Genomic DNA, 13952 nt, shown 5'->3' with positions numbered 1-13952 from the left:
GTCAATTGTCCTCCGGAACCGCCGCGGGGAAGCTCGCAGCGCGGACGGTGGGGCTCGTCAGGGTCGTGAGCCCCGCCCCGGGCGTCGCTCCGGCGGAGCCGCGCGCGCTGTCCTCGATCCGCTCGCGCGCTTCCTGATACTCTTGGCTCGCCTTCACGCGCGCAGCTGCCTCCTGGCCGGACGCAGTGCTCGTGGCGGGAGCACCCTCCGAGCGCTGTTTGACTTGAGGCGGCGCCTCGCTTCGGCGGCTGGCTGGCACGCCCGCCGCGGCGCTCTCGCCGCCGCCAGCTGCGCGCTTGGTGGCCGTGGCGGACGCAGTCGGTTGCTGCGACCCAGTCGCTGAGGATGCCGAGGCGGGCGCTCCAGCCGTCGGCGCGCCGCGCGCCGGCTTGACCTTGATAGCCAGACGGCTGGCGACATCCGCCTTGATCGCTGCAACCGGATCCGGCTTTCTGGACCGGGCAGCCGCCACCACATCCGGGTCCGGCATGTTCGGGTCGAACGCGGCGACGTCCACCACACCGGGAACCTCGCGCTCGACCGCATCGACAAGGCTCAGCTGAACAGGTGCATCAGCCGACCTGCTATCGGGGATGGGGGTCGCATCCGCAAGCGCCTGGGCCTGCCACTCGGATTGGACGACCGCGTGGACGGCGCTCGATTCATGCAGCCGGCCCCGGTCATCAACATAGGGCTGAAACACGATCCGGAGCACCTTCTCGCGGGTTCGCGACGCGACCTGCCCATGTGCGTCTGAGGACGGCGCTGGCACAGCGGTGCGCAGGGCGCGGGGCTGTTGTGCCGGTGTCGGATAGGGCCCTGCCGGGATCATGACATCGCCGGCGTCACCGGAGATCATCGCCAGCGCGCGATCGTCGATCGTGGAGGACGGCGCGCAGATGCCGTCCGGCGCCTGGCAGGTGAAGCTGCCCTTCACGTTGCCGCCGAAGGTCGTGCAGCCGTTCAGGCTCATCAGCGTGCCGAAGCCAAGCGCGGCGACCGCAGCCCGGCGGCCGAGGCGCGGCGCGCTCACGAGCGCCCGTCCTTGAGCCAGCTCTGCAGGAACTCTTTGGGCCGATAGCCCTCGAGCATCGCTCCATCGCTGCGCACGATCACCGGCGTTCCGCTCAGGCCGTGCTTGTGAGCGAAGGCCTCGTTCGCATCGAGGCCCGACGTATCGCACGACGGGCCGCTCTTGAGCGGCTCGCCGGCATAGGCGGCATGTAGCGCCTCCTCGCGATTCCTCGCGCAATAGACCCGGTCGGCGATATCGCGACTGCCGAGAACGGAGATCGGCCGCTCGACGACCCGAACGTTCATGCTGCGCAGCACGTTCGTCAGCGCGCGGCAATACCCACACCGGAAGTCGGTGAAGACCGTGACTGTCTGCCCTGCCGGATTGCCCCAGACGATCGCGCCGTCCTTGGGAAGTCCGTCCAGCGCCAGCCTAGTCGGCCGCGCGGGGAGCGCGGTCTTCTCGACCCTCGCCTGCGCCGGAGCCGCCGCTTCCATTTCCTGGCCCTCGCCTTCCGCGGCATTGGCCTTGGCCGCACCGCCGACGAGCATGTCGGGGTTGATCTCGAGCAGCCGGGCGGCCGTGAGATCCTGGCGTGTCTCCATGTCATAGACCCGGCCGATGATGAGGTAGCGGGCGCCGGCGTCGACGTAGAAGAGGTTCGACCCCGCCGTCACCTCGCAGAGGCCACGTACCTTCTCGCAATTGACCTGGGTTAGGGGCGTCTTCGGCAGGCGCGTCTTGAGCAGGTTCGTGACCTCGGCGCTGCTCGGACCCGCGACCTGGGCCGCGAGGGCGACGCTGGCAGCGCCAAGCGCCGCGACGCCGGTGAGCAGCTTCCAGGGGCGCGCGAACGCGCTCCGGCGCAAGCGATCAATTGCGGACATAAACACCCTCCAGGAAGACGATTTCGACATCGACGCCGGTCGGCATCTCGATGACCGGCTGGTACTGTTCGGCGCGCTCGATCAGGTATTTCGAGACGTCCTTGCCCGACTCCGCGGCACCGCCGCCGAGCGCACGCAGGCCGACATTGCCCAAGCTCGGCGTGCGGTTAGTTCCACCGTCGCCATCGGTGCTGATCGTCGCCAGCGGCTGCTGGAAGGCCGTGTTGAGCGCGTTGCCGGCACCGCCGACGAGGCCCGCGAGGAACGCCTGCATGGCAAGCGAACCCTCGCGGCTGACCACCCGCCCGCGCACGCCGGTCTTGCCGCCGAACGCGATGAAGCCCTTGACCTCCGAGACGGCGTAGCGGCCGCCGGGCTGCGGGCACGTCATCTTCTGCAGCTTGACGTAGACCTTCTCGCTGGAAAGGTCTCCGCGCGCCGCGCCGTTGATGAGGCAGCCCTGGATCTTGGTCGTGAGGAGCTTGCCGTTCTGCAGCACCGAGCGCGCCGGCCCGGTAACGCGCAGAACGACGGGCAACGGATCGGTCTGGCTGTTCACGCCGGCGCTCGCGTCCACCCCCACGATGACCTTGGCCGAGGCGAAGCTATTGGGCGGCAGATAGTTCGGGCTGTCGGTATAGACCGTGCTGCCCTTCGCCACCTTGGATGCAGTCCCCGTGTCGGAAGACGAGAAGCTGACCATCTTGACCTCGGCGGCGCGGCTGAGCGGAGGCGCTGCGCCGGCCTCGCCCGGCGCGTCCGGCCGCTGATAGGCTTGCGGGCCACCTCGCCCGTACAGTGCCGCGGGGCCCGGCGCCGGGGGCGGCGCCGAAGGCCGCTCGTTCAGCTGCTTGCGGAGCTGCTCATTCTCCGCCTGGTAGGCGGACAGCACTCGCTGGCCGTCGGCCTGCATCGACGAGTTCTGCCCCTTCAGTGCTTCGATCTGAGCGGCGAGATTGTCCATTCTCGCCTGCTGGCCGTTCACCGACTTGAGCTGGTTCTCGGTGGACTCAAACCGGTTTTCCGAGAGCGCCATCCACTCCTGCTGCGAGAGGTTACGGTTCACCAGATCCTTGGTGGAGACCTCGACCTTCTCGGCGCCATCGGCGTCGGCGGCCTTCTCGCCTTCGTCGCCGCTGAAGATCCACATGGAGGACAGAACCAGCCCGACGCCGGCGACCCCGGCGAGCAGCATTCGCTGCTTGCGGCGCACCGCTTCGTTGCCCGCCAGTTCGCCTCCGACAGGCGAGACCCCCTCGCCCTCCGCCTCGTCGAGGGGCCTCCGCTTACGAGTGAAAATGTCCGAGAAGGCCATGGGCTTACCTCACATTCTGGGAGACGAGGTAGGCCGTCGTGACCTTCCCCGGGGCGAGCTTGGGCTCGGCGATGGAGACGGCGAGCGCGCTTGCCGGAGCAACCGTGCGCTCGGTCAACTCGGTCGGCGCATCGCCCGTGTTCTCGATGCGCAGCACCTTGCCGGTCAGGTCCTGCCCGCGATATTCAGCGATCATCTGGACCTTGAGCTTGCCGACATAGACCGGCTTCAGCGCGCGCTGCCGCATCTCATAGCCGTCGGCGACGCTGTTGGCGTACATGGCCTGGACGAGCTCGACCGCGGCATCCTGCGGCCCGGCGGCGACCTGCTGGGGCGAGCCCTCGGCTGCCTTTTCCCGGGCGATCGCCGGATTGGACACAAACACCTGCGCCGCCTGGTCGCCGGCGATCCGGCAGACGAACTTGTAGACGTAGCCGCGCTTGCTCGTGCCGAAGAAGGAAAGCGCCGGGCGGCCGAAACCTTCGGGCACGCTCAGGTAGATGTCGCCCCGGACTGGCTCGTTGACGACCGAGAAGTCGTCCTGCGGGTTGCCGGTCGAGATCTTCGACACGCTCGCGAACTCGTCATCGACCAGGCTGATCCGGGTCAGGTCCTTGGCCGACGCCTGACAGTCGACCTGGGCGCTGTCGGCGGCCACGACCGTCTGGTCTGCCCATGCCGGCTGCGCGAACAGGAAGACCGCCAGCGTGATCAGGCAGGCGCCCGCCACCCTGCTCAGGATGCAGTAGATGCGGGACATGAGGATGGTGCCTGCAGCAGCGCTGCCGACGGCATAGAAAGCCATCATTTGTCTTGCTCCTTGCCGGTGCGGACCATCCCGAAGCCGACCAGGCGGAGCGACAAGCCCTCATACTCCCAGTCGTAGCGGAAGGTGCGGCGCTCCCTCGAGATCACCTTGTTGCCGACGATGGTGTGGAGCTCGCCTGTCACCTCGGACCGCAGGTTCTTGGGATCGATGTCCATCGACTCGATCGTGAAGAACTGCGAGATCGAGGAGCCGCGCTGCTCGTTGACGATCTTGAGGAGGTCGGACTTGATCTTGCCCTGAACGCGCGGCGATGTGATCTCGAGCACCGCGTTCATCCAATATTCGAGGTTTTGCGGACTGCGGTCGAGCGTGAGCACCACCACGTCGCGCGTGATCATCTCGAGATATTCGCGGGAGACGCCGGCACTGCTGACGGTCACCGGCGAGCGCAGTACGGGCTGGAGGACGATCTCGCGGTCTCGCGAGATGCCGAAGGCGAGCAGCAGCGCTGTTATCGCCGCAAGCGCGCCTGCGACCACGACCAGGAAGTTGCGCTGGCGAAGAACCCGCTGGTTGCTTGCGTGGCTGAATGCGAGGTCCATCTCAGCCCGCCATCAGTCGGAGATAAGAGGGTGGCGTGGCCCTCAGGCCGGTGAAGCCGGCCGGAAGATGCCAATAGGCCAGATGGAGCAGCCAAGACGCGGCACGACCCGCTTTTGCCTTTTTCAATCCCCACCAGCCGGCGAATGCCAACGCCGTTCCGATGACGATGTGCTGGGTCATGATCCCCCAGACGAATGGCGTAACCATCGCCAGGAACTCATCCAGCGTCCACAGCCCGATCAGTTCTGGATCGTCCAGATGAGATGGGATCGCGTACTTGTCTGCGGCCATTGCACCACCCTCCCCCTGTGCGGCGCCGAGGCTGCCACCCCGACGCGCCAGGCTCGTTGCGTCAGATCGTCGCCGTCACCGTCGAGGTGACGATCGGAATGCCCGTGCCGGCGCCGACACCGACGCCGACCGGAATGGCGATCTGACCCATGGAGAAGCGGCCCGAGGCGAGCGCCACGATGCCGCCGGCGAGCGACAGCACGGTAATGACCTTGCCGCCCGACCCCTCGAGGAAGTCGGTGAACTTTGTGAGGGCCGTGTCGAACGTGGTATCCGCCCCGGCAAAGGCCGGCCCGGCGAACCACAGGAGCGCGAACAGCATCACAGCGAGGGCGAGGATCGCCATCTCCATGCGCCCGCTCCGATTCAGCAGAGACTGCATAAGAGTTTTCCCTTCGATGGAGACGCGGCACCTCCGCGCCCAATTGAAGGGTGGGTCCCCAACGACTTTCGCTACAACCGGCTTTTGTTGGAACCGCCGGGCTCTCGGCGGATTTATCTAGCGGCCGTGCCTAAAGAACCTTCGGCAGAGCCAAACATCGTCCGCGAACAACGATTCTTCATCTTGATTCGCGGACACCTTGTCCCGGCTTTCAGGCGCGCTGTCCGCGGTTGCGGACCCAGGTCCGGCTTTGCGGGCAAGTCCATGTGCGGGTACACTTGGCTCGCCCCGGACGAGTCGTATAGGGCGATGTCACTTCACCTTGGCGACTTCAGCCGAAGCCAGGCAAGCAAGGACATGCGGGAATGGGCGGGCAGGCAATGCGGGGGTACACCCTCGACGTATCCGAGTATCTGTTTCGGCTGACCACCGAGAGTCTGCGGATTCACTCCAATCAGACACGGCGCTACCAGTCGCTCGGGAACCTCGTGAACGCGCGCGCCACCGCCGGCGCCGCAGGCGCGATCGAGCAGCACGACGTGGAAACGCTGCGCAAGCACCTCGAGAAGGTGCCGACCAAGGGCCCGATCCGCATCCATCTGAGCATCACGAAGACGAGCGCGGAAAGCCTGACGGAGGCCAAGCGGCGACTCGAAAAGCATCTCGGATCGGCCCTGACGGTCGGCGACGCTATCTCCATGCTGCTGTTCGATTATGTGGTCGAGCAGGGCACCGCCAAGCTGTTGAGCAAGATCGGAATCGACGAGCAAAAGCCACCAAAAAGCGCGGGCGGGCGTGGTCGTGACGAGGGCGAAAAGGTTGTGAGAATTAGATAAATTCGGTTGTGAGGGGTGCGCGGGCTTTTCTCGAAGGGCTTGCCAAGATCGATAAGGTTTGATTGTGTCGCTCTGTCCGCAAAAAGGACTGCGGGGGCGAAAAGTGTCATCGCTTACGAATCGAATGGAGCAGGAGCTGCCCCTCGAGGCAGAAGCTGAAGCAGCGGCCGACTATGTGCCGATGATCATGCGCGCGATGGAGGCCAACGACATCGGCATCCGGACGATGGCGCTGCGCTCAGGTATCAAGAAGAGCAGGCTCGGCACGATCCTTCACCGGGATCCGGAGAAGCGCGCCTCGATGACCTTGCCGGAATTCCAGGCGATCCTCAGGGCCCTTAACATCGACCTCATGCAGGCAGTCATCAGCGTCGAGATGACCCGCGAGATGGAGCTCGTGCAGGACGATCGCTTCACCGCACTCGTGGCGATGCTGAGCACCTTGTTCAAAGGTCTGCCCCACCGGCTCGTCGAGGCTCTTCAGGAGCTCGAGGGCATGGACGGCAGCGAAATCCGCAGCGAGTGGGGCACCTATTTCCAGTCCGCGGTCATCAAGCGGATGGTCACCGAGATCACGGCGGTCCTCCAGCGTCGCTCGCAATTCGGCTCGGGGCGCGACCCGCTTCTCTAGCGCGGCACCCGTGCGATCGGCACGACTTCTCAGAAGCTCGACACCGTGGCGGCGCGAACGAATGGTTCACGGCGCGGTGCCGGCGATGCACTCGTCTGGATGGTCGCAACTCTCGAAATGCCGGTGAGCCGAGACCAATTGAGCAGGACGTTCGAGACATAATCCTGGGTCTCGACGATCCGCGGCACACTCCCGTTCCTGACGCGCCCGGGCCCGGCATTGTAGGCCGCCAAGGCCAGGTGATAGGCACCGAACCGGTCGAGCTGCTGACGCAGATACCGCGCTCCGCCACGAAGATTCTGCTCCACGTCGTAGCGGTTCACGCCAAGACCGGCGGCCGTCCCAGGCATCAGCTGCGTCAGGCCAAATGCGCTTTTCGGGGACACCGCGGAGGCGTTGTAGCGGCTCTCCCGAATGATCATCGCATCGAACAGCCCGACTGGAATCCCGTATTCGCAGGCGACGTTGCTCATCATCGAGAAATATATCTGGCGGCGGACTTCGGCATCGGCGGGCAGGAAGCCGCTTCGCCGGTAACCCGTCGGCGAGCATCCGGGGACGAAGGTCGTGGCAGCCGCAGCGAATACCGGGCCGCCGCGCATCCATGCCGGCACGGCGATCGCGGAAAATGGAGCAGGTGCCGCCGTCTGACTGGCCGGGGCGCCGAGCTGGGCAACACCGACCGGGGCAAAGGGGTCCTCCTCCGCGACCGCCGTCGTTGCGCCAGCCTCTGCCGCGAGTCTTTCACCCATCTGATACTCGACCCAGCGACGGCTCAGATCGTGGACCCGGAAGCCCTCCACATCCGCTATGACGGCTTCGGCCGGACCCTCCATGCTGGGCTCGGCCGTCCCATCCTTACCGTCGGCGGCGACGTCCGACCGCCCCGTCATGCTGATCAGCTGGACGCTGCGCACCGGCGAAGCGGCGCGTTGGGTCGCCGCGAGCGCGGCCCCGCTATCAACGATGACAAGTGTGCTCGCGAGCAACAACGCACGCATATCAAACCTCCCTGACCCCTGGTTCAGGAAGTTGAGATCAGCCGATTTGCAGTTGTCAATTCCCTGGAGCGGGCAAACTATGGCTGCATTGGATCGCCCGAAACTGGATCATGTGGCTGATTGACCGAGACACGGATGGCCGCGGCCCTCGGATCGCGCTGCCCGCTCCGCTCCGCGAGGCGCTGGTGCGTTGGTACATCGGCCAGGGATCGCCCGGCGATGAAGAAGCAGGAATCACGCTCGTCCAGAACGCCCGCATCGGCGCCAAGTGGATCGCCTGTGATTGCCTGGCCGCGGACGATCCGCCGCCGATACTTACGCCCGCCTTCCTGTCGGAGGCGGAGACCTATTATCTCCGCCGGCTGACCAGCGCGAAGCGACCCGACCACCGCGCCGACTGCCCCTTCTTCCGGGATCAGGTCACCCATCGCATCTCGGAGGTACGATCGCGCGAAACGCCGGCGGCGCCTCCCGAGGGCTTCTTCGAGGTTCTGCGGCCTGCCCCCAGCAAGCTCGCGCAACAGCCCGAGAGCGACGCCAGCGACGATCGCACGCGCCACGCCTCGGTGCCAAGGCTGGCCCGGCTGCTATGGCGCCTCCTCGACGTTGCAGGGACGACCCGGGCTTTTCCCTTGTCCGATGGCGCGGAGGAGCCTTCGATCAAGCGGGAGTTCGATGCTCTAGTGAAGGCGAGCAGCAGGATCGAGATCGCGCCCGGCATCGAGCTCAGCCGCGCCTTCTGGACCCACGCCGATGCCCTGCACAGCCGGCGCGCCTATGCGGTTCTGAGGCGTCTCTCCCGAGACTGGCCTCCCGGCCACGCGCCGCAGGCGTTCTTCGCGCTCTTCTCGCATCAGATCACCGGCCATGTCATCGAGACCGCCGACAACCGGCCAGTGCGCGTCGCCAATCGGGTGCAATCCCCGTCGGTGCGGGGCAACCTGGTCCGTGGCCCCTTCCTCGTGATCGTCGTCGCTGGTCAATATCCCGAGGCGCGTGGCTATGCTCCGCTTCGCGCCTACGCGCAGCCGATCTACTCGGGGCAGCGCTTCATCCCGGTCGACTCCGAGTTCGAGCGCAGCCTGCTGCGCGAATTGCTGTCGATCCAGCGCAACCTTCACCGGCATGGCATCGATGCCGCGATCGAAAAGCCCGTGTTCGATATTCTGACGCCGCTCGGCCCTGCGCGACCGGACTTCCTGATCGAGGCGCGCTCGCGGATCACCGGGGAGATCAAGCGTCTGGCGATCGACGCCATCGACCACGGTGACGACGAGCATGACGGATCGAGCACCAGCGGGCATTCCCGCATGCGCGAGATCGCTCCGCTGCTCTGCCTCAGTTCCGGCGACCTCGAGCTGGGCCGGGTAGCGCGAAAGGTTGCCGCCGCCCTGGACCTGTGAGTTGAGCCCCGTGCTTCTCAGCTCCAGCGAAGCGTCATCGCGAACCCGCCCACAATGGCGATGATAACCGGCGTCGAGCGAAAGTAGAGCCGTTGCCACAGCCACCAGAGCTTGGGCACGAAGAGGATTGCTTGTCGAACGCTCCGAACTTCTTCCCAGGCGCGTTCGCGGCAGACCTGCACTCCAGCGCCGACAATCGACAATGCGAGGGCGATCGCACAGCACATCGCCGTAGCAGCATAGAGGGCTGCCCAGTTCGCCAGTTCGAGTTGCGTTAGCTGCGCCATTTCGACCGTACCTACTCGCACCGCCATCCAGGTAAGTGTCTGCCCTCGTCTCGGTTCCTACAATCGTTGCTGGCCGCCAAAGTCTGGCCTCCGACCCTTGACGGGGCGCGAAAGAATACTAGCTCGACTGACGCCGAACGCCATAGCGGGTTCGGCTGGGACTAGAGGGCGCCGGCTCTCTCTCCGGCGCATCTCATGCCCGAATTGCTCATGTAGAGGATTTGGATATGAGGACGGTTATTCGCGATCTGATCCGTGGGCGCCGGGGCGGTGCTGCCGATAGCTCCCACCACAACTCGCTCCGCCATCTGGAGAGCCAGACGCCACCCTCTCGATCGGAGGTGCGTCGCTGGCCCTCGCGCGCGATGAAGGTGCTGGCGTCGGCAATCGTCGGTCTGCTGGCGCTCTTCGGCACGTCCCTTACCCCCGCCGCGGCTCAGGTCTGGGCGCCGCCGCCGGCGTGGGGGCCGGGCTGGCATCATTGGACCGGCCACCATCGCTGGACGCCAGGATGGCGCGGCCCAGTGTGGATAGCCGAACCAGGCCCTCGTCATGGTTGGTACCGCTGGCACGGCCGGTGGTACCGGCATTGCGGGTGGCGCTGGGAAGCACCGCATCTCCGCGTGTGGCGCTGCTACTGACGCGTTGGCCCGACCCGCGGCGGTCAGGCCAGCATCGACCACGTGGCGATGGACCGCGACCAGATCCAGCGACCTGCTCAACCGGGTTAGACGGATTGGCTCGCTAAGCATGCCTTCCGCCGACCGAAGGCCAAGGGAACCTTTAATGTTCGAGTGCCTGATCCTTGGGGACAGCACGGGCGTCGGCACCGCGCAGGCGATCAACGCCCGCTATGAGCGTCATTGTGACGTTAAGGCGACAGAGCGGGCCACGGCCGCCCAGGTCCTCTCCTGGCGAAGACCGGGAAAACGCTACGATACGTGCATCTTCTCGATGGGCTCCAATGACATGGCCGGACCGGCTCTCGCCGCCCGCCTCGCTGAGATACGTGGGCAGTTCTGCTTCAACCGTGTGATCTGGCTGCTGCCCTATTCCCGTCCGCAGGCCTATACCGTCAGCGCTGTCGCTGCCCGCTTTCGAGATGAGACCGTCGACCTCCGTCGCTTCGCTTCTGCCGATGGAGTTCACCCGCTTCGGTACGGGGACGTGGCCGCGGCCTTGCTAAAATAGCGTCGGAGCGGCGTGGCTTCGCTGACGATTGATTTCGGAGCGGGGAACGAGGAGAGCGGGAAGTCAGCCATCGGCGGCAGCAGCCAGCCTCGTGCCCGCGATCCGTTCGACAACTCTCCGCGCAACGTCGGAAGGCACAGCGAGCCCGATGCCGACATTTCCGCCGCTGGGGCCGATGATCGCGCTGTTGATGCCGATTACCTCGCCGCGCATGTTGATCAGCGGCCCACCCGAGTTCCCTGGATTGATCGGGGCATCGGTCTGAACATAGGGCGGCCCCCCCGCGGACGGCGGCCGTACCGCGCTGATGATGCCGGCGGTGACGGTCTGGCCCACCTCGAAGGGGTTGCCGATCGCCACGACATAGTCGCCGACATGGGCCTTCGCTGACTCCCCGAGCGGCAGGGCCTTCAGCCCTCTTGCGGGGATTCTCAGGACGGCGATGTCGGTCAGTGGATCGCTCCCGAGCAGTTCCGCCTCGACCTGTCGATCGCCGATGCCGACTGCGATTGCGCGCGCGTGCGAGACGACATGCTGGTTGGTCACCACCAGCCCGCGTTCGGCGTCGACCACGAATCCCGATCCGGCCGATATGCGCGGCGCCAGGGCTTCGTCAGGCACGCCAAGAAAGAGGCGGTAATAGGGATCCCGGAGCAGAGGGTTCTGCGCATAGGGCGAACTCTGCAGCACGGCGATGTTGACCACCGCAGGCGCGACCCGCTCCACCAGCGGCGCCAGCGTCAGCCGGTTGATGGGAACGGCGTCGCTCGAGATCGCCCGTTGCCCGGTCGCTTCAGCCGGCTCGGCGCTCGTCAACATCTCGACAGCCGCGCCGCCAAGGGTTGCGCCAACGAACGTGAGCACCAAAGCCCATGCCGCCCAGATACCCCTGGATTGCCGATGGGATCGAACCATGATTGTTCCCTTCGCTTCGTCCTCCACCAGCTGGCGCAGGGAGCGTGTGTTTCGAAAGCCGCGCACCGGCGGCGCCGGCGCGCGGTATCGATCAGTGCTGCGTCGCGCCGTCGCCGAGCGGTATCCTGCGACCGCGCGTCGTCCGCTGCGACTTGGGCATCCGCACCGTCAACACACCATCGCGTAGCACGCCCTGGCAGTTCTCCTCATCGGCGCCGTCGGGCAGCACGATCGAGCGTTCGAAACGGCCATAGTAGCGTTCGGACCAGCCGCGATCCTTGTCCTGGTGCTCGGACTTCTTCTCGCCCCGGAGCGTCAGCACGCCATCGTCGACGGTGACGTCCACATCCTTCTCGGTCAGGCCGGGAAGCTCGGCGGTGACGATCACCTGATCATCGGTCTCCTTAACCTCCAGATACGGCCAGCTCTGCACATTACTGGAGAGGCCGATGCCGCCTACGAGCGGTGCCCGGAAAAAGTCCTCGAACAGGCGATCCATCTCTCGGCGGAGCTGGACATAGGGGCTGCGCTCTTCGTCGCGGAAGAGCGCGGGCACCGGGTTTTCCTGCCGGCGCCACGGAATCAAATCACGCATCGACATGATTCGTCTCCTTGGTTGCTGGCGAAGAGGGCTCGCCGCCCCGGACGGCGCGGCGAGCCCGGTTCGGCATCAGGCAGCTTCGCGCTGCTTGGCGCCGTCGTTGGCCTTCTCGTTATTGTTCGCGGACGAGTCCTCGATCCGGCGGGCATTTTCACCAGCCGCGCCGATGCTGATCTTCCGCGGCTTCATCGCCTCGGGGATCTCGCGCACCAGCTCGATCGAGAGCATGCCATCCTTGAGCTCCGCATTCTTCACCTGAACATAATCCGCCAGGCCGAAGCGGCGCTCGAAGTCACGCGCGGCGATGCCGCGGTGGATGTAGCGGCTTTCCTCGCTTTCCTGCTTGCGACCAGAGACCACGAGCAGATTCTGCTGTGCGGTCACTTCGATCTCGCCGGGGCGGAAGCCGGCCACCGCCATGTTGATGCGGTAGCGGTCCTCACCTTCGCTCACGAGATCGAACGGCGGATAGTTGTCGGTAACCTGCGAAGTCAGACCGTTCTCGAGCAGGTCGAACAGCCGGTCGAACCCGACAGTCGAACGCCGGAACGGTGTGAAGTCATAGTTGGTCCTCATAAACAAGTCCTCCTTTGAGCAACGAGTGTATGAAGAGCGTCCGAGAGAGCGGACGCACTCTCCATGCCGGGTCCTGTCGGCACCCGGCAGGAGTTTATTTGGTTTCGTCAGAACGGCTTTCAAGATCATTCTCAACAGCCTGAAGTCGCTTCAGGCGGATGCCGAGGCTGATCAGCGTGAAGCCGGCGAAGAAGGCCCAGGCCGCAATCACCCACGCCACCGAGAGGATGCTGGCGATCGGGTAGAGCCACAGCATGGCCCACACCCACACACCCAGCAGGATCGACAGCGCGCCAGAGATCCCGAGCAGCCATTCGCCCTTGATCTCCTTGCGCAGCCGGATAGCGGCGGCGATCTCAAAGGCACCGGTAAGGAACGCCCAGGCGATCAGCACGCCCAGCGTGACCAGCGCATAGCTTAGGGTTGCGACCTCGGGCATCAGCGCAACGGCCACCGCGGCCGCGATGCCGATAACGCCGCGCAGGACCATCGCCCACCAGCGATCCTCCTTTTTCGTCGCCCCCCGTACACCCGCGATCAGCGACAGGATGCCGTCTGCGCCGGCATAAGCGGCAAACACGAGAGTGAAAGCGAACAGAGCATTCAGCGGAAACAAGATAGTGACCACGCCCAGCAGAAGGGCCAGGACACCACGGAACACAATCCAACCCCAGTTCCGCCTCAGCAGCGCGGAACCCCGGGCATAAGCACTCCCCGTGGAGAAGGGGGAGGCAAAAGACATTGCGGTCATATGATCTCTCCCAGTTCAACAGCGGAGGCCGACACGGGAGCCCTGATCAGGCACTTCCGCGCCGGCGACCATCAGGCGCAGAGATAGGTGACGCGTTCATGATTTGAATAGTTGCTCGTGCGGCCTCTGACGACGCGCGTCGCTCGAATTGGACGAGGAGCATTCCCGGCAACTCGGGCGGAACCAAGCGAGGCGTAACGGCGGGACTGGCTGGCTCGCCGATTTGCGCACTTTGGCCGAGCAGAGCATGAGGCGACGCGTTCAAGATTTATGACATCAGACCGCGCCACGTTGCCGAGGCAGATCTCGATCTGGCCACGGGGCAACGAGCTGCCCATCCGGTCGGTGAGCACCCCGAAGGAAAGGCGGTCCAAGCTGGAGATGGTTGATGCTGTGGCAGTCTCCAACGCGTACCCCGATTATCCGCGGCTCCCGTCAGTGGCTCGGTCCGACGCTCGCCGGCGGATAAATCGTCGCGATCACCGACAATCCGGTGGA

At 65.4% G+C, this 13952-nt stretch carries 17 protein-coding genes; 4 read left to right on the top strand and 13 right to left on the bottom strand.

What is annotated here, in order from left to right; translation table 11 throughout:
* Position 1 precedes the first annotated feature (1 nt).
* The 7 genes from ACH0AE_RS16130 to ACH0AE_RS16100 form a co-directional block, all read right to left on the bottom strand.
* Positions 2-1033: a TraV family lipoprotein gene (locus ACH0AE_RS16130; protein ID WP_406875961.1), complete on the bottom strand. Its 1032-nt coding sequence runs from the start codon at positions 1031-1033 to the stop codon at positions 2-4.
* On the bottom strand, positions 1030-1902 hold the full coding sequence (locus tag ACH0AE_RS16125) for a DsbC family protein (protein WP_406875960.1): 873 nt from the start codon (positions 1900-1902) through the stop codon (positions 1030-1032). Before ACH0AE_RS16125 ends, ACH0AE_RS16130 begins: the two co-directional genes overlap by 4 nt.
* The gene (locus ACH0AE_RS16120) at positions 1889-3217 is read right to left on the bottom strand and encodes a TrbI/VirB10 family protein (protein ID WP_047100308.1); all 1329 of its coding nucleotides are present in this window, start codon (positions 3215-3217) and stop codon (positions 1889-1891) included. Before ACH0AE_RS16120 ends, ACH0AE_RS16125 begins: the two co-directional genes overlap by 14 nt.
* Positions 3218-3221: 4 nt before the next feature.
* Positions 3222-4025: a type-F conjugative transfer system secretin TraK gene (locus tag ACH0AE_RS16115; protein WP_007406605.1), complete on the bottom strand. Its 804-nt coding sequence runs from the start codon at positions 4023-4025 to the stop codon at positions 3222-3224.
* A complete protein-coding gene (locus ACH0AE_RS16110) occupies positions 4022-4588 on the bottom strand; it encodes a type IV conjugative transfer system protein TraE (RefSeq protein ID WP_047100309.1) in 567 nt (188 codons plus the stop codon). Before ACH0AE_RS16110 ends, ACH0AE_RS16115 begins: the two co-directional genes overlap by 4 nt.
* Position 4589: 1 nt before the next feature.
* Positions 4590-4880, bottom strand: a complete 291-nt coding sequence (gene traL, locus ACH0AE_RS16105; RefSeq protein ID WP_007406717.1) for a type IV conjugative transfer system protein TraL — start codon at positions 4878-4880, stop codon at positions 4590-4592.
* Between the two features lie 61 nt (positions 4881-4941).
* Complete coding sequence (locus ACH0AE_RS16100) at positions 4942-5262, bottom strand: TrbC/VirB2 family protein (protein ID WP_030541416.1); 321 nt, start codon at positions 5260-5262, stop codon at positions 4942-4944.
* A 380-nt stretch (positions 5263-5642) separates the two neighbouring features.
* On the opposite strand from ACH0AE_RS16100, the gene ACH0AE_RS16095 reads away from it, so the two are divergent.
* On the top strand, positions 5643-6098 hold the full coding sequence (locus ACH0AE_RS16095; protein ID WP_406875959.1) for a hypothetical protein: 456 nt from the start codon (positions 5643-5645) through the stop codon (positions 6096-6098).
* A 124-nt stretch (positions 6099-6222) separates the two neighbouring features.
* Complete coding sequence (locus ACH0AE_RS16090) at positions 6223-6729, top strand: hypothetical protein (RefSeq protein WP_047100311.1); 507 nt, start codon at positions 6223-6225, stop codon at positions 6727-6729.
* A 29-nt stretch (positions 6730-6758) separates the two neighbouring features.
* On the opposite strand, the gene ACH0AE_RS16085 is transcribed toward ACH0AE_RS16090, so the two are convergent.
* Complete coding sequence (locus ACH0AE_RS16085) at positions 6759-7730, bottom strand: lytic transglycosylase domain-containing protein (protein WP_406875958.1); 972 nt, start codon at positions 7728-7730, stop codon at positions 6759-6761.
* 110 nt (positions 7731-7840) lie between these two features.
* Between ACH0AE_RS16085 and ACH0AE_RS16080 the strand changes: the two genes are divergently transcribed.
* A complete protein-coding gene (locus ACH0AE_RS16080; RefSeq protein WP_007406700.1) occupies positions 7841-9133 on the top strand; it encodes a hypothetical protein in 1293 nt (430 codons plus the stop codon).
* 17 nt (positions 9134-9150) lie between these two features.
* Here ACH0AE_RS16080 and ACH0AE_RS16075 read toward each other — a convergent pair whose 3' ends face one another.
* Positions 9151-9420, bottom strand: coding sequence for a hypothetical protein (locus ACH0AE_RS16075; protein WP_037569879.1), 270 nt, complete (start codon positions 9418-9420; stop codon positions 9151-9153).
* Between the two features lie 786 nt (positions 9421-10206).
* Between ACH0AE_RS16075 and ACH0AE_RS16070 the strand changes: the two genes are divergently transcribed.
* Positions 10207-10611, top strand: a complete 405-nt coding sequence (locus ACH0AE_RS16070; protein WP_007406723.1) for a hypothetical protein — start codon at positions 10207-10209, stop codon at positions 10609-10611.
* A 63-nt stretch (positions 10612-10674) separates the two neighbouring features.
* Here the strand turns inward: ACH0AE_RS16070 and ACH0AE_RS16065 are convergent, their stop codons facing one another.
* From ACH0AE_RS16065 to ACH0AE_RS16050, 4 genes are all read right to left on the bottom strand, one after another.
* Complete coding sequence (locus ACH0AE_RS16065; protein ID WP_406875957.1) at positions 10675-11553, bottom strand: trypsin-like peptidase domain-containing protein; 879 nt, start codon at positions 11551-11553, stop codon at positions 10675-10677.
* A gap of 64 nt (positions 11554-11617) precedes the next feature.
* Complete coding sequence (locus ACH0AE_RS16060) at positions 11618-12121, bottom strand: Hsp20/alpha crystallin family protein (protein WP_406875956.1); 504 nt, start codon at positions 12119-12121, stop codon at positions 11618-11620.
* Between the two features lie 75 nt (positions 12122-12196).
* On the bottom strand, positions 12197-12703 hold the full coding sequence (locus ACH0AE_RS16055) for an Hsp20 family protein (protein ID WP_007406710.1): 507 nt from the start codon (positions 12701-12703) through the stop codon (positions 12197-12199).
* A 94-nt stretch (positions 12704-12797) separates the two neighbouring features.
* On the bottom strand, positions 12798-13454 hold the full coding sequence (locus ACH0AE_RS16050; RefSeq protein WP_172463290.1) for an HdeD family acid-resistance protein: 657 nt from the start codon (positions 13452-13454) through the stop codon (positions 12798-12800).
* Positions 13455-13952: the final 498 nt, after the last annotated feature.

The organism is Sphingomonas sp. 179-A 2A2 NHS (assembly GCF_045371305.1).
Taxonomy (GTDB): domain Bacteria; phylum Pseudomonadota; class Alphaproteobacteria; order Sphingomonadales; family Sphingomonadaceae; genus Sphingomonas.
This window is presented reverse-complemented; position numbering and strand designations above follow the sequence as displayed.